The following is a 26,720-nucleotide window of genomic DNA, read 5'->3' as shown; positions in this document are numbered from 1 at the left end:
GAGCTTTGACTATTAACCTATTAAAAAAAATAACATCAAAACATTTTTATATTGGTGTGTTGATCACATTACTCATAGCATCTATTGAATTTTTTTCGACAGGCGCTGTAGCTAAACTTTTAAACCGAGTTGAAGGGATTATTTACGATTCACGCTTACAACTAACCCTCACAGACACACCAAGAAAAGTAAATGAATCTGTAGTGATCATCGATATTGATGAAAAAAGCATGCAAGAACAGGGGCGCTTCCCTTGGAGTCGCTCTAAAGTAGCTGAGCTAGTAACTAAATTGACTGACGCTGGTGTTATTGTTATCGCCTTCGATATATTTTTTTCGGAGCCTGAAGTAAACCCAGTCACTAAAATCATAACTGAACTTCCTGACTTTTCGGCAAAGTATTCGACCCCCCTTTTGACAATAAAACAACAAGTAGATGCCGATACAAAATTGGCTAAAGCGCTGGCAAAAAATGATATTACCTTAGGGTTTTTATTAATTAACGACAAATTAAGTGAGCATAAAGCGCCATCTAAAAGTAGCGTGGTTTGGCGAGAAGATGATCACATCAACTCGCAAATTAATGACTACCCGGGTGCTATTATTAATATCCCTCAGTTACAAAAAGCCGCATCAGGCCAAGGTTTTATTAATGCACATAGTGATGAAGATGGCTTTATACGAAAAGCAGCATTGATTAATAGTGTAGGTGATACCCTTTACCCTTCGTTGGCCCTTGAGGCAGCCCGTTTGTACACATTAGCCAACACAATAGAAACACGCTCAACGACATCAAATGGTATAACCCTATTTGAAGGCATTAAGTTTCACAATAAATGGATCCAAACCGATGAATACGGACAAGTACTTATTCCTTATAAAGGCGGCGCTCGAAGCTTTCCATATTACTCAGCAACCGATGTGCTAACCCAACGAGTTGGCTTGAAAGAGCTTGAAGGAAGCGTCGCGTTTATTGGCACCTCTGCTGTGGGGTTGGCTGACTTACGATCCACACCTGTGGGCTTACAATACCCGGGAGTTGAAGTTCATGCCAATATATTTGAAGGACTCATGAACCCACAACTACTTCCTTCAAAACCGAGTTGGTCACTTGGCGCCAGTTTGATCATTATTATTATTACTGGCCTTGTGCTGTCGTTTTTTAGTATTGGCAAAACCGCACGTTTTATTTTGGCACTGTCGATTATTGTTGCTGGTGTTGTCGTCGCTATAAACTTTTATTTGTGGTCGGCACAAAAGGTGAGCCTTCCTTTGTTTATGACCTTGTTACTCACCACTCTTCTGGCTAGCTATTACATTATTGTTGGTTCTATTGCTGAAATGAAACACAGCAAAAAAATAAAAACGATGTTTGACCAATATGTACCACCAGAACGTATCAACCAGCTTATAGAGCAAGGCGGTAACCTAGCTAAAACAAGCGAACGCAGAAACATGACTGTTTTATTTGCCGATATAAGAGGTTTTACGTCACTGTCTGAGAGCATGTCGGCTCATCAATTAAGTGAGTATTTAAACCAATACTTAAGCTCTATTACTAAAATAATATTTGATAATAATGGCACAATCGACAAATACGTTGGCGATATGGTCATGGCATTTTGGAATGCCCCGTTAATAGATAAAGACCACGCCCAACACGGCGTAGAAGCGGCTTTAGCAATGAATGAAGGCCTAATAGAAATAAACGCCGTGTTTGCACAGCAAAACCTTCCTGCAATTAGTATTGGAGTAGGCTTAAGCTCTGGCGACATGAATGTAGGAGACATGGGCTCAATATATCGTAAAGCCTATACAGTTTTGGGTGATGCGGTTAACTTAGGTGCTAGAGTCGAAAGCTTGACCAAATTTTACGGTGTCGCTATTCTGGTCACTGAAGAAACAATGCAAGCTTGCTCAGGAATTACTTTTAGGCTCATAGATAAAGTACAGGTGGTTGGAAAAAAAACCTCAATTGCACTATATGAACCCATAAATTATACGAATAAGCTCAATAAAGTACAGCTTAACGAAATAGATAACTCGCTTAAAGCCATCACATTTTTCCATAACAAAGAATGGGAAAATTCGCTTAGCTTATTTGAGCAATTAGAAAATAACGCTGTATTAAACGCAGGCGTTTACCGTGTTTACATAGAAAGAATACAAAGTACAGATATACAAACACTCGCTAAGGATTGGAATGGTGCCTTCGTACATACAAAAAAGTAGCAAAAATATGCCCCAGCACATTAAAGACAGAACAAACCTTCAGCACTTTATCGATATTAGTATTCGCCTTACTACCGAAAAAGAGCCACAACTGCTGTTAGACGAAATTTTACAAGTTGTTATGTCTATCGCTAACTCAGATGCAGGCAGTATTTATTCGATTACAGAAGATGATCAGCTTAAGTTTGAAACAGTGATCAATAAATCACTTAACTTATACTTGGGTGGCGGTTCAGATCGTTTTGTTAGCTTTCCCAATATTGACTTGTGTATCGATGGCAAACCAAACCAACGAGCAATCGTTGCCCATGCTGTTAATTCAGGCAAAGTAATTAATATTCCTGATGTTTACGCTGCACTGCCTTTTGACATGAGCGCTGCGCGAGAAATGGATGCCCGCACAGGTTATCGCACGCAATCAATGCTAACTATTCCTTTAAAAGATCACCAAGATGATATTTTAGGTGTGATACAGCTTATAAACGTAAAAGATAGCAACAATAATATTATTCCCTTTAGTGAAGAGCTCGTCACGCTAATACGCTCGTTTGCTTCATTAGGGGCTATTGCATTAACTAACTCATCACTGATTAAAGAAATGGAAGAGTTGTTTTCTACTTTTGCTGAAACCATTGCAATGGCTATCGATGAAAAGTCTCCCCATACCGGTGGGCATTGTAAGCGTGTACCCGCATTAACGTTAATGCTGGCCGATGCGGTAAATGCAATAAGCAAGGGCCCATTAGCGTCATTTTCTATGAGCGACTCAGACCGGCATCAATTAGATATAGCTGGCTGGTTACATGACTGCGGAAAAATCGCCACCCCCGATCACATCATGGAAAAGGCAACTAAATTAGAAACCATTTTTGATCGTATCAGCTTCATAGACGCCAAATTTGAGATCGTTAGCCGTGATTTAAAAATTAACTACCAAGAACAAATAATCTCAGCAATGAAAAATGGTAAGCCTGTAGAGGTGCAGCAACTCGAAAGACTGCTCGATACCGAGCTTAAGCAAGTTGCACTGGACCGTGCTTTATTACAACGCATAAATGTAGGCGGGGAATTTTTAGGTGACAAAGAACTTGCCCAAATAGAACGCATTGCACAACACTACCACTTAGTGATCAATGACGTAAAAACACCACTGCTCAATGATGATGAAGTTGAAAACCTGTCAATACGAAGAGGAACGCTCACCGCTGGCGAGCATGATGTCATGAAGCGTCATATGGATGTCACTAAAAATATTTTAGACGCCCTGCCGTTCCCTAAACACTTAAGTAAAGTGTCTGAGTATGCATTAGGCCATCATGAAAAACTCGATGGTACAGGTTACCCAAGGGGTCTCACCAAAGAGCAAATGTCGATACCTGCTCGGTTAATGGCAATTACCGATATATTTGAAGCACTTTCAGCGGTAGATAGGCCTTACAAAAAGGCAAAGCCGGTAAGTGAGTGTTTATTTATACTCGGTACTATGGTCGAAAAAAACCACTTAGACCCTGATATTTTCGCTGTTTTTATCGAATCCGGCGTGTACAAAAATTATATTAGTGAATACGCAAATCCAGAACAGCTTGATGACGTAGACCTTAATAACCTACCTGGATATAAACCAATCCGTTAATGCCCCACTAAAATTAACAACGCTGAACAAAAAAATGCCACCTTACGGTGGCATTTACACACGGGGTTATTTCTACTTATAGAAATCCTTTTACTTTTTATTTGGTTTTTAGTGTTGTTTTATTAACAAAAAATATGTGGCAAAGGTAGCACTTAGTCCTTGCTGTATCAATAGCAAAAAGAAAAGTTCATGATTTCGCCATATTATTGTAATAAACAAACGTTAACGAAACACAGCCTAAGAACCTTAAACGTAAAATCGCGGATTGCTATTAAATTTTGATACACACGTACTTTTCTTCTAGGTATTCATTAAGTCCTTGGTGTCCACCCTCTCGCCCTAAGCCAGATTGTTTTACCCCACCAAACGGAGCAACGGGGTTTGATATAACCCCTTCATTTACGCCTATCATGCCAAATTCAAGCCCTTCACTAATGCGGTAAACTTGTTTTAAATTTTGGCTATAAAAATAAGCGGCTAACCCATAGGGCACATCATTAGCAAGCGCAAGCACTTCAGCCTCTTCATCAAACGGGATGACCGTTAATACAGGGCCAAATACTTCTTCGTGGTATATATCCATTTCAGTCGTTACGTTAGTAACAATGAGCGGGTTTTGAAAGCTGCCGCCTAAGCTGCTGTTATCCCCTATTAGGTCTGCGCCTTTATCAAGTGCATCTTGCACAAGCTGCTGCACTTTCTCTTTCGCTTTTGGATAAATTAGCGGGCCAATATCTACGTCCTCTTCAAACCCATTGGCTACTTTTAATGAGGCTACTTTAGGCGTAATTTTACTCAGCACTTCATCTAAAATACTGCGCTGAATAAAAATGCGGTTTGCGGCTACACATGCTTGGCCACTGTTTCTAAATTTAGCCGCCATAAGCCCGTCAATCGCATCATCGAGATCCGCATTATCAAAAATGATAAACGGCGCATTGCCGCCTAATTCCATTGAGGTACGCTTAACCGTCTCGGCACATTGCTTAAGTAATTGGCTACCAACACCTGTAGAGCCAGTAAAAGTAAACTTGCGGATAATATGTGAGTCAGTGAGCATTTTACCGACTGTTTTTGCGTCTTGCGATACAAGTACGTTAAATGCCCCTTTAACAAAGCCAGCTTGGTCGGCTAGGTATGCTAATGCAATCGCGCATAGCGGCGTATGCTCAGAAGGCTTTAATATAAAACTACAGCCTGCAGCATATGCTGGCGCCACTTTACGCGTCACCATTGCAACCGGGAAGTTCCAAGGAGTAATACCTGCTACAACGCCTACAGGCTGCTTAAAACTGGTTAGACGGTGGTTATTGTCGGTAGATGGGATCACATCGCCATAACTTCGCTTAGCTTCTTCTGCAAACCATTTTATAAAGCCTGCACCGTAATCTATTTCGCCCAGCGATTCTTTAAGTGGCTTACCTTGCTCTTTGGTCATTAGTTCAGCTAATGTTTGTTTGTGCTTGATCACAAGCTCATACCAGCGCATTAGCGTTTCACTACGCTCAGTGGCGTTAGTGTTTTTTAATTTTACAAAAGCGCCCTGTGCGGCAGTTATGGCGCTATTAACGCCTTGCTCGTCTATATCACTTACTTCAATAATACTTTGTTGGGTAGCGGGATCGTTAACGCTAAAGTGTTCATTGGTTTTATAAAATTCACCATCAATAAACGAGTCACAAAAAATTAGATTACTCAAAGTACACCTCCGAAAAATATTTTAGGGGTTAGCTTTTAATGCGTGGCATAGAGCCAAGGCTAACTCTTTACGTCTACAAAATAACTTACGAGCTTTACTCGTCACGCCTACAATTTACAAACAAAAAAGCCGCTGTATTAAACAGCGGCTTTTAATAGATTAGTCGTTAATTAAAAACTAGTGCTCTTCATTAACGATATTGAGATTGTACTTAGGTATTTCAACCACTAAGTCTTCATCTCTAATTATTGCTTGGCAACCAAGGCGCGACTCAGGCTCTAAGCCCCACGCTTTGTCTAGCATATCGTCTTCTAGGTCGTCACTTTCATCAAGTGAATCAAACCCTTCACGAATAACTAAATGACACGTAGTACACGCACACGACTTTTCACATGCATGTGGAATGCTTATGCCATTTTTAAGCGCCGCGTCGAGCACAGTTTGCCCCTCAGGTGCTTCAATTGCAGCGCCGTCAGGACACAATTCAGGATGTGGAAGAAAAACAATTTGTGGCATTCTAATCTCTCTTAAATGTTGTCTACTGACTGACCCGTTAGGGCTTTTTTAATTGATGCATCCATTCTGCGCGATGCAAATTCACTACTGGCGTTATCTACTTTTTCGATAGCCGCTTTAATTTCGCTAGGTTGTTGAGCATTTTCGCGCACTTTTACCAGCTCTGCAATTTCAGCTCTTAAATTTGTAAGCTGAGCGTCATCAAGTAACGCGCCATCAGCATCTAATGAAGCATTTAGTGCCTCAATAACACGAAGAGCCTCAACTTGTTGCTCTTTAAGCATTCGTGCTTGCATGTCGTCTTTTGCGTTGCTCATCGACTCTTTTAGCATGTTAGCCACTTGGTCGTCAGATAAACCAAACGAAGGTTTAACCTGAATTTCGGCTTGCACACCCGTTGATTTTTCCATCGCTGAGACACTTAATAAACCATCAGCATCTACTTTAAAGGTAACCCGAATATGCGCAGCGCCAGCTGCCATTGGTGGAATACCTTTTAAGCTAAATTTAGCAAGTGAACGACAATCGTCAACCAGCTCACGCTCACCTTGTAATACATGCAAAGACATCGCCGTTTGGCCATCTTTAAACGTCGTAAATTCTTGAGCACGCGCTACCGGAATAGTGGTGTTACGCGGAATAATTTTTTCAACCAAACCGCCCATGGTTTCGAGTCCAAGCGACAGTGGCAGTACATCAAGTAATAACATATCTGAGTCTGGCTTATTGCCAATGAGCACGTCTGCTTGCAGTGCTGCACCCAATGCCACAACGCGGTCAGGGTCGATTGAGGTTAGCGGTTCTTTATCAAAAAAGCTATGTACTTGGCTGCGTACCAGTGGCATACGCGTTGAACCGCCGACCATAATAACTTGTAAAACTTCTTCGTTTTCAATGCCAGCATCTTTAACAGCTCGGCGACACGAACGCAGTGTTTTTTTAACCAGTGGCATCGCCATTTCGTCGAATGTTTCGCGCGTTACTTCTACCGTGTGGTTTTGCCCGTCAAATTCAAGCCCTACATTTACTTTTGCGTATTGGCTTAACGCTTCTTTACAGGCTTTGGCTTTGTTAATAAATAAACGTAAAACCGAAGGTGATAACGCTGATACACCGGTTTGCTGCTTAAAGTAGTCAACGAGTAGTGAATCAAAATCGTCACCACCTAAACTTGAGTCGCCGCCGGTTGCCATTACTTCAAACACACCTTGGTGTAAACGAAGAACAGAAATATCAAATGTACCACCGCCTAAGTCGTAAACGGCAATGATACCTTCTTGGCCCGAATCTAAACCATAGGCAACAGCCGCCGCTGTTGGCTCGTTTAACAAGCGTAATACATTAATGCCAGCAAGCTCTGCTGCATCTTTAGTACTTTGACGCTGAGCATCATCGAAATACGCAGGAACGGTAATAACAGCGCCTAAAATTTCTTGATTACCAAAACTTTGTTCTGCACGCGCTTTCAACGCGGCTAATATGTGGCTTGACGCTTTAACTGGGCTGACTTTTCCAGCTTCAGTTTGAATGGCAAGCGAGCCATTATCTTCACAAAATTGATACGGTAATTGACCGTAGCTTTGCTCTATTTCAGCCTGTGTTTTGCCTAAAAAACGCTTTACCGAAATAAGTGTATTTGCAGGGTCTTGTGTTGCAGCTTGTGCCGCATCGCTACCCACAGTAATACCACCGGCTTGATAACGAACAACCGACGGCAACATTGCCGCACCTAACTCATCTGTTAAAGTGCGCGCTTCGCCACTTTGTACGGTAGCAACTAATGAATTAGTAGTGCCAAGGTCAATACCTATGGCTAGTTTATGTTCATGTGGTGCCGCGCTTTGCCCCGGCTCAGCAATTTGCAATAATGCCATAATGCTCTTTAAACTCGTTTTGCTCGCTTTACAGCAAGTAATTAATCGTCAAATAAACTGTCTTCAATGCGTTCTAGTTCGTCACGTAATTTATAAACAAACTTCAGTTTACGAATATTATCGGCAGCTAGTTGGTACTGTTGCTCGTTGCTGCTTGCTAACTGTTCTGCAAGTTGTGCACTGTATTGCTCGTTAAGTTGTTTTATTTGTTTTTCAAAATTAGCAATGGCCGCATCCGGGTCACTCGCTGATGCAAGCTCTTCAAGCTCTTCGCGCAATTCCATTTGTTGCATTAAAAATAATGGATCTTGCAGTGTTTGTTGCTCAGCGCGAATATCAACTCCCAGCTCGCTTAACATATACTCAGCACGTTTAACTGGGTGCTTAAGTGTTTGCAAGGCATCGTTAATTTCAGCTGCGCTTTGCACCGACATTAACTTATCACGGCTGCTTGCATTGGCATGGCGGTCGGGATGTACAGCACGCTGTAATTCTAGATAATTTTTATTAATCGTTGCTAAATCAATATTATAATCAACGGGCACTGCAAATAATTCAAAGTAACGCATAGCTTCAACCAGTAATATTCAGAAATAACAAAGCCCTACAGTTGCAGGGCTTCAAAATACAATTACACGTAGCAATTAAACGGTAAAGCTTTCGCCACAACCACACTCGTCAGCTTGGTTAGGGTTATTAAATTTAAACCCTTCATTTAAGCCTTCTTTAGTGTAGTCGAGCTCTGTGCCATCGATGTAAACTAAGCTTTTTGCGTCAACTATTAAAGTAACGCCTTTAGCCGCAAAGGTTTCATCGTCTTCGTTTAACTCGTCAACAAACTCAAGTACATAAGCAAGACCTGAACAGCCCGTCGTTTTAATGCCAACGCGCAGACCTAACCCTTTGCCGCGGTTTGCTAAAAATGATTGTACGCGGTTTGCTGCCGCATCTGTCAATGTCACTGCCATGAGTTTCTCTTCTTACTTCGCTTGTTTGCTTTTGTAGTCTGCAATTGCTGCTTGAATTGCATCTTCGGCTAAAATTGAACAGTGAATTTTCACTGGTGGTAATTCTAGCTCAGCACTGATATCAGTGTTTTTGATGGTTGCTGCTTCATCAAGTGTTTTACCCTTAACCCACTCTGTTACAAGTGAAGAAGAGGCAATTGCGCTGCCACAACCGTAGGTTTTGAATTTTGCATCTTCAATAACGCCAGTATCCGATACTTTAATTTGCAATTTCATTACGTCACCACATGCTGGTGCGCCTACCATACCCGTTGCCACTGACGGATCGTTTTTGTCTAGAGCACCTACGTTACGTGGGTTTTCTACGTGGTCGATTACTTTATCACTGTACGCCATAATTCTATCCTCATTACCTGCTAGGGTATGTGCTCACATCACTAAGTATTAGTGGTGAGCCCATTCAACTGAATCTAAATCAATACCTTCTTGATGCATCTCCCAAAGTGGAGACATTTCACGTAGGCGACCGATAGAGTTTTTCATTAATTCAACGGTGTAATCAATCTCTTCTTCGGTAGTAAAACGACCAATACTGAAACGAATTGAGCTGTGTGCTAATTCGTCGTTACGGCCAAGTGCACGTAAAACATAAGAAGGCTCTAAGCTTGCAGATGTACAGGCTGAACCTGACGATACCGCAATGTCTTTTACTGCCATAAGTAACGATTCACCTTCAACAAAGTTAAAGCTGATGTTTACAATACCCGGTACTGATTGGTCTTGTGTGCCGTTAAAATATACTTCGTCCATATCAGCCATAATGCCGTCGATTAGGCGTTTACGTAATGCGCTGATGTGTGCAAAATCTTTTTCAAAATCTTCTTTTGCGATTCTAAATGCAGTACCCATACCCACTAACTGATGAGTTGCAAGTGTACCTGAACGCATACCACGCTCATGACCGCCACCGTGCATTTGCGCTTCTAAACGAGCACGTGGTTTACGACGAACGTAAAGCGCACCTACACCTTTAGGGCCGTATGCTTTGTGCGCAGAGAACGACATAAAATCAACTTTAAGTTGTTGTACGTCAATAAGTACTTTACCTGCACTTTGCGCAGCATCTACGTGAAACATGATTTTACGTTCACGACACATTTCGCCAATCGTCGCGATGTCTTGAATTACACCTAGCTCGTTATTCACGTGCATGATGCTAACAAGTACTGTGTCGTCACGCATTGTGTCTGCTAGCTTTTGCAGATCAAGCAAGCCATTTTCTTCAACGTCCATATAGGTTACTTCAAAACCTTGACGTTCTAATTCACGACATGTGTCGATGACTGCTTTGTGCTCAGTTTTAGCGGTAATAACGTGCTTACCTTTCTTTTTGTAAAACTGTGCTGCACCTTTAATAGCTAGGTTATTTGATTCAGTTGCACCCGAAGTGAAAACAATTTCACGTGGGTCTGCATTTACTAAATCAGCAATATCTGTACGTGCTTGGTCAACGGCTTCTTCAGCTTGCCAACCAAAACGGTGTGAACGTGATGCAGGGTTACCAAATTTACCGTCCATTGTAAGGCATTGCATCATTTCTTTAGCAACACGCTCATCAACAGGCGTGGTTGCTGCGTAATCTAAATAAATCGGTAACTTCATTTCTCTCTCCGCTGCAGGTCAACCTTAAAGTTGACAGCTTACTTGAATGTTTTCCAACTGCTTAATTGCGTTATTGATACTGTTATCTTGGCGCGATGCAATTTCTTTCACATCTGATTTTTCCACCAATTCAGCAAGGGTAATACTGTTCAAAAATTCTTCTATACGTGCGCTTAAATCTGACCACAAATTATGGGTCAAACAGCGCATACCGCTTTGGCAGCCAGTGTTGGCGCCTTGGCAACGTGTTGCATCAACCGATTCATCAACTGCGGTAATAATGTCACCAACAGAAATAACACCGGCTTCTCGCCCTAGTAAATAGCCGCCACCAGGTCCTCGAACCGAACTTACCAAGCCATTTTTACGCAGCCGAGCAAATAATTGTTCAAGGTATGACAAAGAAATTTCTTGTCTTTGTGAAATATCAGCAAGGGCGACAGGACCAACACCTGTGTGCAGCGCAACATCAAGCATCGCTGTAACGGCATATCGGCCTTTTGATGTTAATTTCATAACGCCCCCTGCACAAAGAGTGCAAATTTTAATTACCAGAGTAAATTAGTCAAGTATTATCACTTGATAAAAATTTGATTTAAAAACATATCGCTCAAAGTGAATGTAGTTAACAAATTTTTAATACCTGACCTGTTTGGTCAAGTATTGTCTCCATTGTAATTACCTGAGTAATTTAGTCAAGTATTAGCCAGTTATTTAAACACCCGTTTATATAACTAATTGCTATACCTTACTTAGGAATCGATTTATTTATAGAGGTAAGAATACCGCGCAAAATGTTCATTTCAGCCTCTTCTGGGCGTGCACGGTTAAATAAACGACGAAGCTTTGTCATCACAATGCCTGGGTGCTGTTTGATAATAAAACCTGTGTTATAAAGTGTTTCTTCTAGGTGATCGTAAAATAACTCTGTTTGTTTAGAGTTAGGGTAAACGGTGTCATCTTGTGCTTCTTGCTTAGGTTGCTTATTTAAAAATGCCATACGTGTTTCGTAAGACAATGTTTGCACAGCCATAGCAAGGTTTAGCGAGCTATATTCTGGGTTAGCTGGAATACATACATGATAATTACACAGCTGTAGCTCTTCGTTAGTTAAACCACTGTTTTCGCGGCCAAACACTAATGCCACAGGACCATTTTCAGCTTCTTCCACCAGCTTTTCACCACACTCGCGAGGCTCAACCATAGGCCATGAAAGCGTGCGCGAACGTGCGCTTGTACCAATGGTTAATGCACAATCAGCAATAGCGTCTTCAAGCTTATCAACAATCACTGCATTGCCTAATACATCGCTGGCACCTGCAGATAACGCACTTGCATGGCTATCAATTTCACAAGCAGGGTCAACTAAATAGAGTTTTGATAAACCCATTGTTTTCATGGCGCGAGCCGCCGAACCTATATTACCTGAGTGTGATGTGTTAACTAAAACAACGCGAATATCGTCTAAGATCATTGCTGTGCTTCTTACTAATGCCAAAAAATTGCGCGAATTCTAACATAAAAGCACACTAAGATCCTAGATCCTTAAACCCGATCAACACACGTAATAAGGGCCTTTAAACCATGGCCGCTTTTACATACACATCAAAACGGTTCTTTTTAGTTTTAATTTGCATACTGGGGGTTTTGTCATTTAAAAACGGGGCGTAATCAGGGCGCTTAACCACCACTCGCTTGCTAGCAAGTGGGTAGGCAAATTCAAGTAAATCATCAGCGTCGGTATCTGCACCTACTAACTCTTGAAATACGCGCATTTCTTTTTTTACTAAGGCTGACTTTTCACGGTGTGGAAACATGGGATCTAGATAAACCACATCGGGCATGCTTTCACATTGGGCAAGTAACGTGTGGCTGGAGCCAAACACTAAGCTCATATTCTCTTTCATCCAAGGACCAATTTCACTGTCGCTGTAAGCTCTGTTTAAACCATCGGCCAGCAGTGCAGCAACCACCGGATGACGCTCATGTAAAATAACCTTGCACCCTAATGATGCTAATACAAAGCCATCGCGGCCCAAACCTGCGGTTGCATCAAGTACTACAGGCGTTGCCCCTTTATTAAGGCCAACCGCTTTTGCAATAGCTTGCCCCTTACCGCCACCAAATTTTCGCCTGTGAGCGGCTGCTCCGGTAACAAAATCAACATTAATGGCTCCTAATTTAGGTTCATCAGTTTTAAATAAACTCAGCCCTGTATCGTCATAGTGCAGGCTAAAACCTTGGCTATTTTGTTGCCAATTTACTAAACCAAAACGCGTTTCTAATTCATTTAAATACGGGCGACACTCTTTAAAGGCACACTGAATAACCACAATACACTCCGACGATAAAATACCGCCAGAGTATATCAACCAGCGAGCTTAAGCGCACTAAAATAGCTCTATGTCAGGGTCTTGGTTAATTGCAGGCTCAATGTCTTCAACTTTATGGCGTAAACTCTGTAAAAACTCACTGCGGCTTTGTGTTACTTGCTCAAACTGATATTTTATAAACGCTAAATCGCTATTGGCAGACACCAGTAACTGCATAGTATGTTCGAGCTGCGATATACATGAATCAATATCGGCGGGGTTTAAATTATTCTTTTGAAGCTCAATAGCTGTATTTAATGCCTCTAGTTGTGCACAAAACTGCTCTGCTACATTACTTTGCGTGATATTTTGAGCATTAAACTGGCTTATTATATCTTCCAGTGCAGTGCTAATTTGTTCAGCTTGCTGGTAATTTTTTTCGTTTCTTTCCATAGTAACGACCTTTTCATTGGTAACCTCTAAAATATGAGGAAACAAATCTTTATAACGCCCATATTTTTCGCTGTCATCGACGGGCATATTTTTAACCAGCAACGATAGTTTTGGGTAATTAATAATAGTGCTCTCGCCTATATCAACAAACCGCTGTGCATCTTTATGTTGCGCCAATAACTCCTGCACTAATGGGCATACACCACCTTGTAAGCTGTAAAATTCACTTTTATGTTGATACCAAAATACAACCACTACATCCAAATTAAGAGGAGTAAAAAACCCTAAGAAGAACTCACTCAACGTTTGTAAGCTGTTGGCATGATAACTTTGTCCAACGTAGCGCATAATTCGACCCATATCTCCTGACTCGGTCATCGCCATTGCAGCCGTTTTGTTGGCTTTATTTATATCGCTTTCGAGTTTGACGCATTGTTGGCGATACGCATACAGTATTTTAATACGTGCCATTAGTTCTTCTGCGTTAAACGGTTTCATTATGTAGTCAGACGCACCAACGCTGTAGCCTTTCACTCGGTTGATAAGCGCTTCTTTTGATGACAAAAACATAACCGGAATATCTTTTGTATCGGCATTTTGTTTTATTTCTTGGCAGACTTGATAACCCGACTTGCCCGGCATTTCTATGTCGAGAAGGATAATATCGGGTTTATGTTCGTTTATTAACCTTAGCCCCTCTTCGCCCTCTTTAGCATGAAGAAGTTTACAAAACCCAGCTAGAGACTCTTCAATAATGAGGTGGGTTAATTTATCGTCATCAATGGTAAGTACTAACTTTTCCATACACAAATCCGTTTAGTTGAGCATGCTTAGAGCATAGTACGGCGTGCTGAAATTACTAACGTTTATAGCCTATTATCTAAAAACAATAAAAAAGCGCCTAAAAGGCGCTTTTGTTAAATTTAATAAACGACATATTTTTAAGCTGCGATGCCGCTGTGGCGGAGTAGTGCATCAACGCGTGGCTCGCGGCCTCGGAAGTTTTTAAATAATTCCATAGGCTCTTCACTGCCGCCTTTTTCTAGAATATGCTGCATGAAGGCTTGCCCTGTTTGTGGGTTAAAAATTCCTTCCTCCTCAAACTTAGCGTAAGCATCGGCCGATAATACTTCAGCCCATTTATACGAGTAATAACCGGCACTGTAGCCACCTGCAAAAATATGGCTAAACCCGTGCTGAAAACGATTAAACTCTGGGGCGTGAACAACGGATGTACGACTGCGCACATCGTTTAATACAGCTTGGATTTGACACGGCTCGCCCGCGACATAATCGTTATGAATTTTAAAATCAAATAACGAAAACTCAATTTGACGCAGCATTTGCATGCCTGAGTTATAGTTTTTAGCGGCCAATAACTTATCAAGCAATTCTTTTGGTAATGGCTCGCCGGTCTCAAAATGGCCCGAAATAAAGCTCAGCGCTTCTTCCTCGTAACACCAGTTCTCTAAAAATTGACTTGGTAGCTCTACGGCATCCCATGCTACGCCATTAATACCTGCTACAGGAGCAGCATCAACTTGAGTCAGCATATGGTGAATACCGTGGCCAAACTCATGGAATAAAGTCGTTACCTCATTGTGGGTAAACAAAGCCGGTTTATCACCTACTGCTTTATTAAAGTTACATACTAAATAAGCTACAGGGGTTTGTAACTCGCCATTAGCGCGTACCTTACGACCCATACAATCGTCCATCCACGCGCCACCGCGTTTGCGATCGCGTGCATAAAGATCTAAGTAAAAACGTCCTCGTAGCGTGTTATTGCTATCAACAATTTCAAAAAAACGTACATCTTTATGGTACGTATCAAAGTCGGTTACTTCATTTACGCTAATGCTAAATAAGCGGTTAACCGTTTCAAATAAGCCACTTAACACTTTATCAGCAGGGAAATATGGGCGTAGTACTTCATCAGAAATTGCATATTTTTCTTGTTTTAATTTTTCGCCGTAGTAGCCAAAGTCCCACGCTTCTAACTCTGTAATTCCGTGTTTTTGTGCTGCATACGCTCTGAGTTCTGCCACTTCTTGCTCTGCTTGCGGCTTAGATTTAGCGGCTAAATCTTCTAAGAACGAAAACACTTGCTCTGGTGTTTCAGCCATTTTTGTTGCTAATGATTTTTCAGCGTAGCTTTTAAACCCTAATAACTGCGCAAGCTCATGGCGAAGTGCAAGTGCTTCTTTCATAATGTCTGAGTTATCAAACTCTCCCGCATTTGGGCCTTGATCAGATGCGCGTGTGCTAAATGCGGTGTAGGTTTCTTTACGAAGTTCACGGTTATCAGCGTAAGTCATAATTGGTAAATAAGATGGAAAATCAAGCGTAAATACCCAACCGTCTAGCTCTTTACTTTTGGCTGTGTCAGCAGCAAGCGCTAGTGCAGACTCGGGGAGTCCGGCTAGATCGGCTTCATCAGTAATGTGCTTGTGCCACGCTAAAGTCGCATCCATTACATTGTTACCAAACTTAGATGAAAGCTCAGATAAACGCGCACTAATTTCGCCGTAACGCTTTTGATCTTCGCTCGCTAATGCAATACCCGACAATTTAAAGTCACGCAAGGCGTTAGTAATTGATTTTTGTTGTGCTGTAGTGAGTGTTTTAAATTCGTCACTGTTGTACAAAGCATTATACGCTTCGTATAAACCTTGATGCTGACCGACAAACGTAGAGTACTCAGAAATAAGCGGTAAACACTGCTCGTATGCTTCACGCAGTTCGTCGTTATTCATAACAGAATTTAAATGAGAAACAGGCGAAAATAGTCGCGATAGTTTATCGTCGGCCTCTTCAAGTGGTAACACTAAGTCATCCCACGTGTATGACTTTTTCGCAAGTACGTCATCGATAGCTTTTCGACAATTTGCTATTCCGTCTTTAAGTGCCGGTACTACAAATTCAGGCTTAATTTTAGAAAATGGTGGTAAGCCTTCAAGGCCAATTAGTGGGTTGCTCATAAATACTCTCTTTGCGTTAATGCATTTCATTTTTAGATTGGGTCTAAAAGTTAAAAAACAACATACTTTTTATTAATCTAGCTATTCAAAAGCCATTAATAACTACTTTTAGGCTCGGTAATAATGAAATGCCTACAGGGAATGCAATCTAAAGCGAGCCCGTTTACGTACTGCAGATATTCTGTTTGGTACTGACTTAACGTATCGCTTTATATCGATAAGGCTGTAAATGTGAATGTTTTTTTACTCAACATAGGTCATCTAAACACTCTTTATTTTTAAAACTTAATGTTATGCTTATGCGCATAAAACTCAACGCCTAAGGACTTAAAATGACACAACACTTTGATTACATTGCAATTGGCGGTGGCAGCGGTGGCATTGCTTCTGCAAACAGAGCTGCAATGCGCGGTGCTAAAGTGGCACTTATTGAAGCAAAACACATGGGTGGTACCTGTGTAAACGTAGGCTGTGTACCTAAAAAGGTTATGTGGCACGGCGCACAAGTAGCCGAAGCAATTAACTTATATGCACCCGATTACGGTTTTAACGTTGAGGTAAAAGACTTTAATTGGAGTAAGCTAGTAGAAAGTCGTGAAGCCTATATTGGCCGAATTCATAAAGGGTACGACAACGGTTTAGCAAGTAATGGCGTTACCGTTATTAAAGGCTTTGCTACCTTTATCGACAGCAAAACAATAGAAGTAAATGGTGAACACTACACCGCCGATCATATTTTAGTGGCTGTAGGCGGACGTCCTACTATTCCAAACATTCCGGGCGCTGAGCATGGTATTGATTCTAATGGCTTTTTTGAACTTAATGAACAGCCTAAACGCGTAGCCGTAATTGGTGCTGGTTACATTGCCGTAGAAATTGCAGGTGTATTACATAGCTTGGGCACAGAAACACATTTATTCGTTCGTAAAAGTAAGCCTCTGCGTACATTTGACCCCTACATAATCGACACGCTCGTCGATATTATGGCTAAAGAAGGTCCGACTCTTCATACTGAATGCTCCCCTAAAGAAGTAATCAAAGAAAGTGACGGCAGTTTAACTATTCATTTTGAAAACGGTTACAGCCAAAATGTTGACCAAGTTATTTGGGCCATTGGCCGCACACCTACAACAGACAAGATAAACCTTGCGGCAGCCGGTGTAGAAGTAAATGAAAGCGGTTATGTGAAAGTAGATGAGTACCAAAATACGACTGCTGAAAACGTTTATGCTGTAGGTGATATTATCGAAGGCGGTATTGAGCTTACTCCTGTTGCAGTTAAAGCAGGCCGTACGTTATCAGAACGCTTATTTAATAAAGCGCTCCCTGATGATTTAAAAATGGATTACAGCCTAGTACCAACAGTCGTATTTAGTCATCCGCCTATCGGCACCATTGGTTTAACCGAGCAAGAAGCGATTTCTCAGTACGGCGCAGAAAACGTAAAAGTGTATAAATCAAGCTTTGCCGCTATGTACACAGCGGTAACTCAGCACCGCCAAGCATGTAACATGATGCTAGTTTGCGCAGGGGAAGACGAAAAAGTGGTTGGCTTACATGGCCTTGGCTTTGCCGTTGATGAAATGATTCAGGGCTTTGCCGTAGCAATGAAAATGGGCGCAACTAAAGCTGACTTTGATGCAGTTGTTGCACTTCATCCAACAGGCTCTGAAGAGTTTGTTACTATGCGCTAAGCTATTTAACCTAAACTCTGGATAATAAACTGCTTAACCAGAGTTCAGGTTATTTACTAATTTAATAACGTTAAGCCCCTTACACATATGTGCTAAGGGGCTTTTTTATTAAGGTTAAATTTGCTTATTAGCTAAATAACTCAATATACTAGCGTGTGTTTATCAACATACCTACAACTGGATATTATGATTACTGATATATTGCTACACCCGTTTCTTGTTTCAATTGTTATGCTTAGTTTTGCACTTGGATTAAAAGTACTTGTTGATAAATTAGCGAGAAACCGCGCAGAAAAAAAAGACAAAGATATTCGCTACATTGCACATAACATTAAGCATTTTATTAATTTTGTGTTGGTGCTATCGCTGTTGTTTGTGTGGTCGACTGAAATTCAAAATTTTGCGTTGTCTATTGCGGCCTTTGCGGTTGCCATTGTTTTAGCTACGCGAGAATTTATTCAATGTGTTATTGGCTTTTTTTACTTAGTCACCACACGCCCATTTAGAGTCGGCGACTGGGTGCAAGTCGGTGAATATTACGGTGAAGTAGCAGAAACAGACTGGATAAAAACAACCATGCATGAAATAGACATGCACACTTATCAGTTTTCTAGAAAAACGATTTACATACCTAATAATAAACTCATCACCAGCCCGATTAAAAATCTAAATTATGTAAAACGCTTTGCAACACATAGCTTTTCTATTGTTCGAAAAGAGAGCTTTAACCCTTACCCAATTTACGACACGCTCTCGGTAAAAGCTAAAATGTATTGTGAGGAGTTTGAAGAACTCGCCACTCGCTATAACTCGATTATTGAGCGAAAACTAGATGCAAAAATATCGGGCCCAGCACCAGAAATACATTTTGGAACAACCGAATTGGGTGAGTTTAGAGCCCGCTTTACGCTATTTTGCCCAACCGAGCAGGCACTGGACATAGAGCATAAACTCACTGAGTGTTTTATGGCGCTATGGTATGAAGAAGAAATGAAGCATAAAATTGCATTAAGCGAAGTAAATAACCAAGTAACTAACTGATAAAGCGACTAGGCGCGAACGATTCCGCGCCTAAACTTTAGCGGTTAGGCCTTTAAGCTGTCCCACCTACCGTTAGCTGATCAATTTTAAGGCTCGGTTGCCCTACGCCAACCGGAACACTTTGCCCATCTTTACCACACACGCCAACGCCTTTATCAAGTGCTAAGTCGTTACCTACCATTGAAATATGCTGCATGACTTCAGGGCCATTACCAATAAGCGTTGCGCCTTTGATTGGCTGCGTAATTTTACCATTTTCGATTAAGTAGGCTTCTGATGCACTAAATACAAATTTACCCGAGGTAATATCAACCTGCCCGCCACCAAAGTTAGGTGCAAACACGCCTTTTTTAACGCTACTAATAATATCGGCTTGGCTATGCTCGCCACCTAACATATAGGTATTTGTCATGCGTGGCATAGGTAAATGCGCATACGACTCACGACGTGCATTCCCGGTTGGGTTTACCCCCATTAAACGTGCGTTTAGCTTATCCTGCATGTACCCTTTTAAAATGCCGTTTTCGATAAGCACGTTATATGCAGCAGGTGTGCCTTCATCATCTACGTTAAGCGATCCACGACGATCAGCCATGGTGCCATCGTCAACGACGGTACATAGCTCAGAAGCCACTTTTTGCCCTACTTTGCCACTAAACGCTGATGCACCTTTACGGTTAAAATCGCCTTCAAGGCCATGGCCTACCGCTTCATGTAAAAGTACACCTGGCCAACCATTTCCTAATACCACTTCCATAGTACCAGCGGGCGCGTCAATAGCCTCTAAGTTTACTTTAGCCTGGCGTACAGCTTCTTGTGCAAATTCCATCCAGCGCGGTTTACCGTTTACCAGCTCTTTAAAATAGCCATAATCTAAACGAGCACCGCCGCCTGCACCACCGCGCTCACGACGGCCGTTTTTTTCAAGCAATACTGAACAGTTTAAACGAATAAGTGGGCGAATATCGGTAGCAAATGTACCGTCACTGGCCGCAATTAGTACTTCTTCGTATACTGCTGACATAGAGCTAATTACTTGCTCAGCGTCGGGGGCTAATTCTCGAATGTAGTTTTCAAGCTCGCGTAATAAACTCACTTTATCGCTATCGCTCATACTTGAGATTGGTTGATGTGGCGCAAATTGCATTTTTGCTGATACATCACTAAATACTTTAATGGTTTTATCTTCACCTGCATCGGCAATACTGCGAGCTGCTGTAGCGGCTTTGTTTAGCGCTTCTAAGTTGATAGCATCCGAATATGAAAAACCTGTTTTTTCGCCGCTGACTGCACGTACGCCAACGCCGCGCTCAACATTGTATGAGCCTTCTTTTACCAAGCCATCTTCCAGTACCCACGACTCGTGATGACTCGATTGAAAGTATAAATCGGCGTAATCTACTTTGTGCTGATGTATGTAAGCGAGCGTTTTTTCGAGCTCTTCTCTATTTAGTTGGCTGTCGTGTAATAAATGCTGTTCAACCGAATTCATAATAAATGCTCTCTAAATCGTTGATGAGACTGCACAGGCATATCTCGTCTAATTTTTTGTAACGGCTCTAAATCAGCGTTAGCGCTAATAAAACCTGTACCACAGGGTAAATTACTTAAAGTGCTACCCCAGGGTGAAATAATAATACTGTGGCCATACGTTTGGCGGCCATTTTCATGTGTGCCGTATTGGGCTGCAGCAACCACATAACATTGGGTTTCTATCGCTCGCGCCGCCAATAATGGCTGCCAGTGTGCTTGACCAGTCACCATTGTAAATGCACTTGGCACTAAAATAACCTCAGCGCCTTTACGTGCAAGCGCTGTAAATAAAGCACTAAAACGCAGATCATAACACACTGTTAGACCTAGTTTACCAAAGGGAGATTCAACCACAACCACATCACTTCCTGCTTGGGTAAAATCAGATTCGCGGTAACTCCCTGTTTTATCATCAACGTTTACATCAAATAGATGTATTTTATTATACGTTGCGACGCACTCACCTTGATTATTATATAAATGTGAGGCGGCATAATATTTAGTATTATTGTATGGTTCAGGTATTGTGCCTGCGTTTAACCAAATATTATGGTGTTTACATAATTGGCTTATTTGACGTTTGTATTGCTCAATGTGCTTAGCTGTTGAGAGCGTATCGTGACCGCTTTTGCTAAACACTAAAAAGGCCTCAGGGAGACATACAAGCAATGGCCGTGTTGCGGGAAGTGTGTTTAATGCTTTTTTAAGTTCTGCAATATTGTCGTCAGCATTTAGACCAGAACACATTTGTAAAGCAAGTATATTGTGGTTATTAGGGGTCGCTAAATTAGTCATTAGTTGCGGTTACTTCAGCATCTTTAAGTTTTAAATCGACTGAGGCTTGGGGCTGGTTTTGCGCCGCTTGTGGTAATGTAACTTCACGGCTTTTACGGTCGAGCTCCTGAACAACAGGCTCACTCATGGTGCCAGTCACTTTAAAGTTAATTTCAGAAATTACGCGCGCAGAGTGTATTACTTTATCTAGTGCCAATGCTGCTAGCCCTGTTACTGGGTTTACCATCCACGCCACAATAACGGGAATACTTGAGGTGACCTGCGGTGCAACAGCGAGATCGTAGTTGATATCAAGCGTATTTAAATTTGCGTAGCCTTTAATGGTTAAATCAGCCGGAACGCCATCCATCTTAGTGTCTTTTGTATAAGCAATACCGTTCTCTAATTGCATAGAACCTTGCATGCTGTTGTAGAAAAACCCTTTTGAAAATACATCTCTAAAATCAAGTTTTAGTTTTCGCACCAACGAATCTAAGCTCAACAACGAAAAAACCCGTGCGCCACCATCACTAATTTCTGTTAGGTGCCCTTCTGCTAAATCCCAATCAATTTCACCACTGAGGCTCGGAACATCAAATGAGTAAGGTGCGGCTTGCCAAGCAAGATTGTAATTTATAGTGGCCTTAGAGCCCTTAATAGCCGTGGTAATATCAAACTCATCAAACAACGCGCCTATATCATCACTTTTAACTTCACCGCTTAACTGTGTGGTGCCATCTTTCCATTGCCCTTTCGTGCGCAAAATATGATCGCCTTTATCAACAACCAACTCAGAAATAACCAAACGTTTACCGTCACCAAGTAACGAGGCGCTTACTTTGTCTAACTGATAGTTGGTAATTTTACAATCTGCACACTCAAACTCTATAGCTGGTAAGTTCGTCAGCCACGTTAAATCGGTGTCAGGGTCTGCTTTTGCAGCCTCAGTGATAGGCGCTTCAATTTTCTCTGCAAAATTCACGCGTAAATAATCAGCGTTAAATCGAATAGGCTGGCTGCGCTGCGAAGTAGGAATAAATACACCTGCACGTAATTCTTTGGCATTTAATTTTAAATACACATTGCTTTGCTCAGGGGCTAGGCGCATTTCAAAATCATTAAACACCATAGTGCTAATATCGAGCATGCCAATATTTGCGACAATCTCGTTAAGCGGTGGCATGATACCTTGTGATTCTGGGTCATCCTCGTTTTGGGCCGCACTAATGATTTGATCAATAAGATCAACCCAAGGTACAAGTTCGGTTTGCTCTAGGTTTATTGAAACGCTTAAGTCTTGTGAATTTAGCCCTAAATCTTGCTTACCGATAACAAAATGCGCATTACTAAATTGCGATTTTCCATTTTCTAATATTGCATTAAAATAAAACTGCTTATTTACCTGTGCAGTTATAAGGTTTGAAATGTCATCGCCTTGAACAACCGCATCAAGAACCCACGGTTGTGTCTCGGCCTTTTTGTATGGTGCTGGCAATTTACTTGTTAACCCAACAAGGTCAGATTTAACCTGTGCACGGTAATTAAACCCTTGCTCGGTAAAATTAAGCACAAGTCCAATATCAACTGCACTTTGCCCTTCAAGTGACCCTTTTAAAATACCTTGCCCGCTATCGATTAAAGTATTGGCATCAAGTTGTGCATTAATATCTATGTTTGCTTTGTAGTCACTCGCTTCACTTTGGCTGTTGTAATTAATTGCCAGCGGCATCCCAAGCCATGTAGCGGTGGCATTTTTAAGTTCAATATTATCGTTTTTAAAGTTAAGCACGCCAGTTAAGTTATTTAACGCAATACCGGGTGTGGCAATAAATACGGGTAAATCATCTAGCTTTACAGTGCCGCTAACACTTGCACCACCTTCAAACTTTGAACCTACCAGTAACTCAATGCTGGCATCGGCTTCACCTTGGCCTTGTATTACCTCAAAAATATCAGCTAGCGGGCTCGCAATGGGCGTGGCTTTAAAAAAGGTGTACAGGTTTTCCATCGGTGCTTTTTTATCTATTTGCACCACCAGCTCATCGGCATTCATTAAATCATTAATGCTAACTTTAACGCTATTACCCACATCTAAATTAACCAAAGAGCCTTGTTGGCTGTAAATGTCCATGCGTTCATTAGCAAAATGTAGCTTTACCTTTGCATCTGTTACTGCTGGCCACTGCGGGTCGAACTGGTACGTGGCATTGTCAATTTGAGCAAGTACATCAAATTGCCCTGAGCCATCTTTAAATGGAAATCCTGATAACGGACCTGCAAATAGAACCTGCGCTTTTGATATTTCGCCGCCTTTTATAGCCCCGTTTAGATAGCTAACTAATTCTGGGCTCATCGCTTTTAACGGAAAATAATGACCGGCAATACTGGCATCCTCTGCAAATGCCTCTGCGTATAAATCAAGACGCGGTGTATCACCAAAGCTCAGCTGCATTTCTGCGGCTAGCGTTATCTCATTATTATCAAACCAAATATTATCACTGCTAATACGCCAGTTATTATTTTGCTTTGCGAGGTCTAATTCTATATTGAGCTGGTTATAATTAATGTTGTCACTAAAACTATCGCCAGTTATTAAAGTGCCGTTTTCTCCAAATAAGCTGATACGGCCTTTATCTTGGTTTAATAAACCGCTTACGCGTAAACCTTGCGCAGCTGGCACTGAATTAAGCTCTTGCCAGCCTATGTTATTAGCGTTAAACCATACTTGCCACTGCTGGTTACTCTCGTAATTAACGTACGCCTGCTGTATTTGACCACTTGGTTTGCGTTTTAAAAACGCGTCGAAAGAGTCAAAATTTGTCAGCGCTGCCAAGTTAGCCAGTAGCGCTATATCTATTTGATTTAACCAAATTTGATTATTTTCACCAAGTTGAGCCTCAAACTCTAAACTTGGCCATGTCGTATTATTGTTATTAAACGCTAAACCAGTGCTTTTTAAAAACCAATTACCTTGCTCGGGATAAAGATGAAAGCCACCTTCACTTAAACTAACTTGCTGGCTTTGAGATTCATTAAACCAAGTAACAGAACTAGGCAGCCACTGCATTTTTATATCGTCAATTAGGCCTTTTTCAATTTTTAGCCACGCTTGTAAATTGATATCGCTAGTTAACTGTTGTTTTTCAGTATTTATATATTGCGCCAACCAATTAGACACATCCACCTTATTGGCTTGGACATACATATTGCCAGCAACTTCTTCTAAGCTTTCACCTTTGAGAGCAATGCGTGCGTCAAAGGTGCCCACTGTGATGCCAGGTAAAGCTAATGTTCCGCTACCTAAATGTTGAGACTCTTCATTTTGCCAAATGATATTTTCAAGCAGGAGTTTTCGCTCTTTGTTATCGTCTAAAACAAAATTAATACTGGAGTTTTCTATTGCAAAATGACCGGTATTACCTAAAAACAGCCCTTCTATAAGCTCTTTTTGCTCAAACGAAACATCATCTTGATTACCGCTTTCAAACAGGTCTGCCACGTTTACCGTGGTATGAAAACCATTTATAACAAAGTAGTTAGACTTTAATTGCAGGGTTTTTATGCTTTCCCATAAATTAAGCTCTAAGCTAGTTTTTGCAATAGTGAGGGAAATTGGCGCAGTTTCGTTGTCTTTAAACGATAGATCTTCAAGCACAAGGGCTGGGCCATTTCCCTGCCAGCTCGCTGAAATAGCGCCAATAGATAAACTAATAGCAAACTTTTCGTCTAGGTAGGTTTCTATATCACCTTTGTAATCATTTGCGTAAGGGAGTGTGTACTTTAATATTGAAACAATAACGGCCAGTAATACCAAAATTATGGCGCAGGTTTGCCATAACTTTCTAAAACAAAAAAAACAGACCGCTTTTGCTTTCATTACATCATTACCACATCAAACTGCTCTTGGCTGTACAAGCTTTCTGTTTGTATGTGTACTTGCTTACCTATAAATAGCTCAAGCTCCGCCAAGTTGTGGTATTCATCATTAAGTAAGGCTTCACTTACTGCTGGTGCTGCATAAACCATGAATTTATCGGCTGCGTAGGCGCGGTTTACGCGAACAATTTCACGTAATATTTCGTAGCATACCGTTTCGACTGTTTTTTGTGAGCCACGCCCTGAACATGCCGGGCATACATCACATAAAATATGCTCTAGGCTTTCGCGAGTGCGTTTTCGGGTCATTTCAACTAGCCCAAGTGCCGACAAACCATTGATATTTGTTTTAGTGCGATCTTTAGCTAGCGCCGACTCTAACGAATGTAACACACGGCTTTTATGCTCTTCGCTGACCATATCGATAAAGTCGATAATAATTATTCCACCTAAATTACGAAGCCTTAACTGGCGCGCAATGGCAGACGTTGCCTCGACATTAGTGTTAAAAATAGTCTCTTCTAAATTACGATGGCCGACAAACGCACCGGTGTTTACGTCAACCGTAGTCATCGCTTCTGTTTGATCAATAATGATGTACCCGCCTGACTTTAACGTGACTTTGCGATGCAACGCTTTTTGCACTTCGTTTTCTACATCGAATAGGTCAAATATAGGTCGCTCACCCGGGTAGTACTCTAGTACCTGTGAAAGTTGCGGCACAAATTCTTCGGTAAAAATTTTTAGCTCTTGGTAGGTAAGCTTTGAGTCAACACGAATACGTTCCATATCTTCACCTACGTAATCACGCAGTGTTCTAAAGGCAAGCGTTAGGTCTTCATGTAATATGGTTGCTTTACTGGTTTTTTTACGACGTGCGGTTATTTTTTCCCATAATTTTCTTAAAAAACCAGCATCGTGCCTTAACTCTGCTTCGCTTGCACCTTCAGCCGCGGTACGTACTATAAAACTGCCATTTTCATCGCCATATTCAGCAACAATTTTTTTAAGGCGTGATCGCTCTTCTTCAGTTTCTATCCGTTGGCTTACACCAACATGCGTTGCGTCTGGCATAAATACTAAGTAGCGAGATGGAATAGTGATGTCGGTAGTGAGTCTCGCGCCTTTTGTGCCTAATGGATCTTTAACCACTTGCACCATAATGTATTGACCTTGGCGCACTAACTCTCGTATATCTTGCACTTTTTTTATTGGTACATCGTCAACACCTTCAACAATGGAGGCACTGTTTACTATGTCAGATGCATGTAAAAATGCGGCTTTCTCTAAGCCAATATCAACAAAAGCGGCCTGCATTCCAGGTAAAACGCGGCTTATTTTTCCTAGATAGATATTGCCAACAATGCCTAGGTTACCAATTCGTTCTAACTGAATCTCTTGAAGCACACCGTTTTCGATTAGGGCAACACGACTTTCACTCGGTGTTACGTTGATCAGTAATTCTGTACTCAT

20 protein-coding genes are annotated in these 26,720 nt (G+C 41.4%); 4 read left to right on the top strand and 16 right to left on the bottom strand.

What is annotated here, in order from left to right:
- The first annotated feature begins 5 nt into the window (after window positions 1-5).
- Both AC27JL_RS00515 and AC27JL_RS00510 read left to right on the top strand, forming a co-directional pair.
- On the top strand, window positions 6-2,231 hold the full coding sequence (locus AC27JL_RS00515; RefSeq protein WP_487194538.1) for a CHASE2 domain-containing protein: 2,226 nt from the start codon (window positions 6-8) through the stop codon (window positions 2,229-2,231).
- Window positions 2,203-3,864 carry an HD domain-containing phosphohydrolase gene (locus AC27JL_RS00510; RefSeq protein ID WP_487194537.1) on the top strand — a complete coding sequence of 554 codons (1,662 nt, stop codon included), beginning with the start codon at window positions 2,203-2,205 and terminating at the stop codon, window positions 3,862-3,864. Before AC27JL_RS00515 ends, AC27JL_RS00510 begins: the two co-directional genes overlap by 29 nt.
- Before the next feature lie 271 nt (window positions 3,865-4,135).
- On the opposite strand, the gene AC27JL_RS00505 is transcribed toward AC27JL_RS00510, so the two are convergent.
- From AC27JL_RS00505 to prlC, 12 genes are all read right to left on the bottom strand, one after another.
- On the bottom strand, window positions 4,136-5,563 hold the full coding sequence (locus AC27JL_RS00505; protein WP_487194536.1) for an NAD-dependent succinate-semialdehyde dehydrogenase: 1,428 nt from the start codon (window positions 5,561-5,563) through the stop codon (window positions 4,136-4,138).
- 177 nt (window positions 5,564-5,740) lie between these two features.
- Complete coding sequence (gene fdx, locus AC27JL_RS00500; RefSeq protein ID WP_006791979.1) at window positions 5,741-6,079, bottom strand: ISC system 2Fe-2S type ferredoxin; 339 nt, start codon at window positions 6,077-6,079, stop codon at window positions 5,741-5,743.
- 11 nt (window positions 6,080-6,090) lie between these two features.
- Window positions 6,091-7,953 (bottom strand): Fe-S protein assembly chaperone HscA, encoded by a 1,863-nt coding sequence (gene hscA / locus AC27JL_RS00495; protein ID WP_008131644.1) that lies wholly within the window; start codon window positions 7,951-7,953, stop codon window positions 6,091-6,093.
- Between the two features lie 41 nt (window positions 7,954-7,994).
- A complete protein-coding gene (gene hscB, locus AC27JL_RS00490) occupies window positions 7,995-8,522 on the bottom strand; it encodes a co-chaperone HscB (protein ID WP_008131647.1) in 528 nt (175 codons plus the stop codon).
- 75 nt (window positions 8,523-8,597) lie between these two features.
- The gene (gene iscA, locus AC27JL_RS00485) at window positions 8,598-8,921 is read right to left on the bottom strand and encodes an iron-sulfur cluster assembly protein IscA (protein WP_006791976.1); all 324 of its coding nucleotides are present in this window, start codon (window positions 8,919-8,921) and stop codon (window positions 8,598-8,600) included.
- 12 nt (window positions 8,922-8,933) lie between these two features.
- Entirely contained in the window at window positions 8,934-9,317 is a 384-nt protein-coding gene (gene iscU, locus AC27JL_RS00480; RefSeq protein WP_006791975.1) for a Fe-S cluster assembly scaffold IscU, read from the bottom strand.
- A gap of 48 nt (window positions 9,318-9,365) precedes the next feature.
- Complete coding sequence (locus tag AC27JL_RS00475) at window positions 9,366-10,583, bottom strand: IscS subfamily cysteine desulfurase (protein WP_006791974.1); 1,218 nt, start codon at window positions 10,581-10,583, stop codon at window positions 9,366-9,368.
- Between the two features lie 24 nt (window positions 10,584-10,607).
- The gene (gene iscR / locus AC27JL_RS00470) at window positions 10,608-11,099 is read right to left on the bottom strand and encodes a Fe-S cluster assembly transcriptional regulator IscR (RefSeq protein WP_006791973.1); all 492 of its coding nucleotides are present in this window, start codon (window positions 11,097-11,099) and stop codon (window positions 10,608-10,610) included.
- A 232-nt stretch (window positions 11,100-11,331) separates the two neighbouring features.
- Window positions 11,332-12,057, bottom strand: a complete 726-nt coding sequence (gene trmJ / locus AC27JL_RS00465; protein WP_487194535.1) for a tRNA (cytosine(32)/uridine(32)-2'-O)-methyltransferase TrmJ — start codon at window positions 12,055-12,057, stop codon at window positions 11,332-11,334.
- Window positions 12,058-12,160: 103 nt separating this feature from the next.
- Window positions 12,161-12,916: a class I SAM-dependent methyltransferase gene (locus AC27JL_RS00460; protein ID WP_203987248.1), complete on the bottom strand. Its 756-nt coding sequence runs from the start codon at window positions 12,914-12,916 to the stop codon at window positions 12,161-12,163.
- Between the two features lie 57 nt (window positions 12,917-12,973).
- The gene (locus AC27JL_RS00455) at window positions 12,974-14,152 is read right to left on the bottom strand and encodes a response regulator (protein WP_487194534.1); all 1,179 of its coding nucleotides are present in this window, start codon (window positions 14,150-14,152) and stop codon (window positions 12,974-12,976) included.
- A 137-nt stretch (window positions 14,153-14,289) separates the two neighbouring features.
- Window positions 14,290-16,329, bottom strand: coding sequence for an oligopeptidase A (gene prlC / locus AC27JL_RS00450; RefSeq protein ID WP_487194533.1), 2,040 nt, complete (start codon window positions 16,327-16,329; stop codon window positions 14,290-14,292).
- Window positions 16,330-16,661: 332 nt separating this feature from the next.
- Here prlC and gorA point away from each other — a divergent pair, with 332 nt between their 5' ends.
- Both gorA and AC27JL_RS00440 read left to right on the top strand, forming a co-directional pair.
- A complete protein-coding gene (gorA, locus tag AC27JL_RS00445) occupies window positions 16,662-18,023 on the top strand; it encodes a glutathione-disulfide reductase (RefSeq protein WP_487194532.1) in 1,362 nt (453 codons plus the stop codon).
- A 186-nt stretch (window positions 18,024-18,209) separates the two neighbouring features.
- On the top strand, window positions 18,210-19,064 hold the full coding sequence (locus AC27JL_RS00440) for a mechanosensitive ion channel family protein (RefSeq protein ID WP_305471911.1): 855 nt from the start codon (window positions 18,210-18,212) through the stop codon (window positions 19,062-19,064).
- Window positions 19,065-19,116: 52 nt separating this feature from the next.
- Here the strand turns inward: AC27JL_RS00440 and tldD are convergent, their stop codons facing one another.
- The 4 genes from tldD to rng are packed head-to-tail and all read right to left on the bottom strand — an operon-like array spanning window position 19,117 to window position 26,720.
- Entirely contained in the window at window positions 19,117-20,556 is a 1,440-nt protein-coding gene (gene tldD, locus AC27JL_RS00435) for a metalloprotease TldD (RefSeq protein ID WP_006793128.1), read from the bottom strand.
- Window positions 20,553-21,392: a carbon-nitrogen hydrolase family protein gene (locus tag AC27JL_RS00430; RefSeq protein WP_487194531.1), complete on the bottom strand. Its 840-nt coding sequence runs from the start codon at window positions 21,390-21,392 to the stop codon at window positions 20,553-20,555. Before AC27JL_RS00430 ends, tldD begins: the two co-directional genes overlap by 4 nt.
- Window positions 21,385-25,248 carry a YhdP family protein gene (locus AC27JL_RS00425; RefSeq protein WP_487194530.1) on the bottom strand — a complete coding sequence of 1,288 codons (3,864 nt, stop codon included), beginning with the start codon at window positions 25,246-25,248 and terminating at the stop codon, window positions 21,385-21,387. The genes AC27JL_RS00430 and AC27JL_RS00425 overlap by 8 nt, the downstream gene beginning before the upstream one ends.
- Window positions 25,248-26,720 (bottom strand): ribonuclease G, encoded by a 1,473-nt coding sequence (gene rng / locus AC27JL_RS00420; protein WP_006793125.1) that lies wholly within the window; start codon window positions 26,718-26,720, stop codon window positions 25,248-25,250. The genes AC27JL_RS00425 and rng overlap by 1 nt, the downstream gene beginning before the upstream one ends.

The organism is Pseudoalteromonas sp. 4NS20-0020, assembly GCF_057554385.1.
The sequence above is the reverse complement of the archived record's forward strand: the minus strand, read 5'-3'. Positions and strand labels throughout refer to the sequence as shown.

Bases quoted from the DNA above. Each gene is read 5' to 3' on its own strand.
- hscB (WP_008131647.1), bottom strand. From the start codon at position 8,522: ATGCGTTACTTTGAATTATTTGCAGTGCCCGTTGATTATAATATTGAT.
- AC27JL_RS00475 (WP_006791974.1), bottom strand. From the start codon at position 10,583: ATGAAGTTACCGATTTATTTAGATTACGCAGCAACCACGCCTGTTGAT.
- AC27JL_RS00430 (WP_487194531.1), bottom strand. From the start codon at position 21,392: ATGACTAATTTAGCGACCCCTAATAACCACAATATACTTGCTTTACAA.
- iscU (WP_006791975.1), bottom strand. From the start codon at position 9,317: ATGGCGTACAGTGATAAAGTAATCGACCACGTAGAAAACCCACGTAAC.
- trmJ (WP_487194535.1), bottom strand. From the start codon at position 12,057: ATGATCTTAGACGATATTCGCGTTGTTTTAGTTAACACATCACACTCA.
- AC27JL_RS00455 (WP_487194534.1), bottom strand. From the start codon at position 14,152: ATGGAAAAGTTAGTACTTACCATTGATGACGATAAATTAACCCACCTC.
- AC27JL_RS00425 (WP_487194530.1), bottom strand. From the start codon at position 25,248: ATGAAAGCAAAAGCGGTCTGTTTTTTTTGTTTTAGAAAGTTATGGCAA.
- rng (WP_006793125.1), bottom strand. From the start codon at position 26,720: ATGAGTACAGAATTACTGATCAACGTAACACCGAGTGAAAGTCGTGTT.
- hscA (WP_008131644.1), bottom strand. From the start codon at position 7,953: ATGGCATTATTGCAAATTGCTGAGCCGGGGCAAAGCGCGGCACCACAT.
- tldD (WP_006793128.1), bottom strand. From the start codon at position 20,556: ATGAATTCGGTTGAACAGCATTTATTACACGACAGCCAACTAAATAGA.
- iscA (WP_006791976.1), bottom strand. From the start codon at position 8,921: ATGGCAGTGACATTGACAGATGCGGCAGCAAACCGCGTACAATCATTT.
- iscR (WP_006791973.1), bottom strand. From the start codon at position 11,099: ATGAAATTAACATCAAAAGGCCGATATGCCGTTACAGCGATGCTTGAT.
- AC27JL_RS00510 (WP_487194537.1), top strand. From the start codon at position 2,203: ATGGTGCCTTCGTACATACAAAAAAGTAGCAAAAATATGCCCCAGCAC.
- prlC (WP_487194533.1), bottom strand. From the start codon at position 16,329: ATGAGCAACCCACTAATTGGCCTTGAAGGCTTACCACCATTTTCTAAA.
- AC27JL_RS00440 (WP_305471911.1), top strand. From the start codon at position 18,210: ATGATTACTGATATATTGCTACACCCGTTTCTTGTTTCAATTGTTATG.
- fdx (WP_006791979.1), bottom strand. From the start codon at position 6,079: ATGCCACAAATTGTTTTTCTTCCACATCCTGAATTGTGTCCTGACGGC.
- gorA (WP_487194532.1), top strand. From the start codon at position 16,662: ATGACACAACACTTTGATTACATTGCAATTGGCGGTGGCAGCGGTGGC.